This window comes from Mesorhizobium sp. M4A.F.Ca.ET.050.02.1.1 (assembly GCF_003997725.1).
GTDB lineage: Bacteria > Pseudomonadota > Alphaproteobacteria > Rhizobiales > Rhizobiaceae > Mesorhizobium.
The window spans coordinates 1-2,581 of the sequence record NZ_RZSG01000818.1 but is presented as its reverse complement, the minus strand read 5'-3'; the positions used below and the strand labels follow the sequence as shown (position 1 = coordinate 2,581).

At 68.8% G+C, this 2,581-nt stretch carries 3 protein-coding genes; all 3 read right to left on the bottom strand.

What is annotated here, in order from left to right:
* The coding region (locus tag EOA33_RS31675; protein WP_145989397.1) for an NAD(P)-dependent oxidoreductase at positions 1–798 on the bottom strand (798 nt) is incomplete at its 3' end.
* Between the two features lie 2 nt (positions 799–800).
* Positions 801–1,790 carry a 3-oxoacyl-[acyl-carrier-protein] synthase III C-terminal domain-containing protein gene (locus EOA33_RS31670; protein WP_127407419.1) on the bottom strand — a complete coding sequence of 330 codons (990 nt, stop codon included), beginning with the start codon at positions 1,788–1,790 and terminating at the stop codon, positions 801–803.
* A 309-nt stretch (positions 1,791–2,099) separates the two neighbouring features.
* Positions 2,100–2,549 (bottom strand): DNA polymerase III subunit chi, encoded by a 450-nt coding sequence (locus EOA33_RS31665; protein ID WP_127407418.1) that lies wholly within the window; start codon positions 2,547–2,549, stop codon positions 2,100–2,102.
* Between the last annotated feature and the right edge of the window lie 32 nt (positions 2,550–2,581).

Here is a 2,581-nt window from a genome sequence, read left to right as displayed (position 1 = left end):
GGCGCTGGCGAAAAGCATGGCCGGCCACAGCGGCACCCGCCGCCAGCGCGCCGTGATGCCGGCGCAGGCGCAGGCCTCGTCGGCGATGCGGCGCACCGGCAACACCTCGCCGCCGGAGATGTTGAAGACATGGCCCTCAGCCTCCCGGGGTGCTGCGAGCGCCACCATCACCGCATCGACGACGTCGTCGACATGAGTGAGGTCGATGCGCGCCCGGCCGTCGCGGAAGATCGGCAGCGGGCGGTTCTTCGCGGCCTTGATGAGGCGCGGCAAGAGCGCGCGGTCGCCGGCGCCGTAGATGCCGCGCGGCCTGAGCACCACAGGGTGGATGGCGGGCGCCGCCAGCACCAGCCGCTCGGCCTCGCGCTTGGTGCGGGCATAGTGGTTGACCGGGTCCGGCAAGGCCGCGTCCTCGGCAAGATCGAGCTGGTCGCGGAAGGCGAAGCACACGGACGGGCTGGAGATGTGGACGAAGCGGCTGATGCCTTGCCGGGTCGCGAAATCGAGGATGTTTCGCATCGCCGCGACATTGGCTGCCTCGAAATCCGCCAGCCGGCCGAATGGCGCGGAGAGCGCCGCGCAGTGGATGATCCGCTCGACCCTGCGGAGCCGCAGATCGAGCGCCCTGTCGAGCGGCAGCGACAGGTCGTGGCGGATGATCCGGTGGCCGGCGGTTTCCAGCGCCGCACAGCGCGCCGCATCGCGGCCGAGGCCAAGCGCCAGCGTGCCGGACGCGGCCAGCCTTGCCAGCACATGGGAGCCCAGAAAACCGCTGGCGCCGGTGACGAGCACGGCCATCGTCAGGCCTCCAGCGCCATGCCGCCGAAGGACACGCCGGCCGAAGTGCCGAGGAACAGCAGCCTGGCGCCCGGCGCGATCCGGCAGTCACGCCGCGCGACGTCCAGCGCGAAGGGAATGGAAGCAGCGACCTGGTTGCCGTAGCGGGCGGAGATGTCGACGAGTTTCTCCGGCGCGAAGCCGGTCTGGCGCGCCATATGCGCCAGCGCGAACGGGCTTGCCTGATGCGGCACGACGAGGTCGACGTCCTCGCGCCGCCAGCCGGCGCGCTGCAATAGCTCAGTGATGAAGCCGCTGAAGTGGCGCGAGGTGACGCGAAACAATTCCTTGCCGTCCATGTGGAACAGGCTGTGGCGGGCAAACTCCTCCGGCTGGCGCTTGAAGTCGAAACGCGTGCCGCCCGAGCCGATGCCGCAGGCCTCGTAGGCCGAGGGATAGGTGCGCATCAGACTGGCGACCACCCTGCCCTCACCCGGTCCGCCTTTTTGCAAAATCGCCGCTGCCGCGCCGTCGCCGAATAGCGCCGCGACCTCCGGTTGCTCCTTCCAAGGCAGAGCCCGCGAGGCGATCTCCGAGGAGAACACCAGCGCCGTGCTGAATTGCCCGGCCTCGACCAGGCGCGAAGCGGTTTCGAAGGCGGTGAGGAAGCCGAGGCAGGTGCTGTTGACGTCAAAGGCGGCCGCCGAGCCGTCAGCAAGGCCGAGGCGTTGCATGACCAGCGGCGCGGTCGCGGGCAGCGGCTGGTAAGGCACGCCGCAGCCGCCGATGATCAGGTCCACCGCGCCGGGTTTAACCCCTGCATCGGCGAGTGCAATGCGCGCCGCGGCGCAGGCCAGATCGATCTGCGTTTCGCCCTCGCAGACATAGCGCTCGACGACACCGGTGGCGGCTTCGAGCCGGCCCTCGGCAAGGCCAAGCCTTTCCTCCAGTGCGCGCGAGGTCACGCACCCTGCCGGCACCGCCCCGCCGGTTCCGATGATTTTGATCCGCATCCTCACCCCATCGTGAGCTTGCGTGCATCTAATGCATAAAGCGGTTCAGGTGCGATAGCCATGATGCCGGCCAGAGGTGAAGGCTAGCCGGACGGGAGTCGCTTTCGCGCTGATACCGTCCGTCGGCGCCGCCCCTCATTGCCCCACCGGGCATTTCTCCCCGTTTGACGGCGAGAAAGGCGCCATCACGGCTGGTTTCGCCAACTGCGGGCGTTGCAGGATGAGCCAACGGCGCGGCCATCCTCTTCCCCCTTCACCATACGGGGAGAAGGTGCCGGCAGGCGGATGAGGGGCGGCGCAGTATGGAACCTACGCCTTGCGCTCCCAGCGGCGGTCCGGCGTCTGCTGCCAGTAGGTCACGGTGTGGCCGGCTTCCTTCATCGTCTTCCAGTGGCCGCGTGCGCCTTCCAGTTGCGCGGCGTCATGGCCGTCGAACAGGAACACGGCGCGCTCGTACCCCGACAGGTCGGCGGGCACCGCGCCGTCGACCAGGAAGCGTATCTGCGCGGCGTTCGGGTTGCCCTCCCCCGTTGTGAGCAGGATCGGCTGCTCGGCCGGATAGGCTTCGCGGTCGGTGGCGTGCGCCAGGAAGGAATCGTCGCGGAAGATCCACAGATGTTGGTCGAGCGCGTCGCGCCGCTCCTCGGTGCCGGTCTGCACCACGGCGCGCCAGCCGCGATCGACACTGCGCTCGAGCAGCCCCGGCAGCGCCTCCTCCAGCGTCGATTCGGTCAGATGGTAGAACAGGATTTCGGCCATGATCGCGCCTCGAACGGCCTTATCCCTCGTAG

What these genes read in the sequence shown, in the direction of transcription:
- EOA33_RS31670 (WP_127407419.1), bottom strand. Translation starts at nt 1,790, where the DNA reads ATGCGGATCAAAATCATCGGAACCGGCGGGGCGGTGCCGGCAGGGTGC.
- EOA33_RS31665 (WP_127407418.1), bottom strand. Translation starts at nt 2,549, where the DNA reads ATGGCCGAAATCCTGTTCTACCATCTGACCGAATCGACGCTGGAGGAG.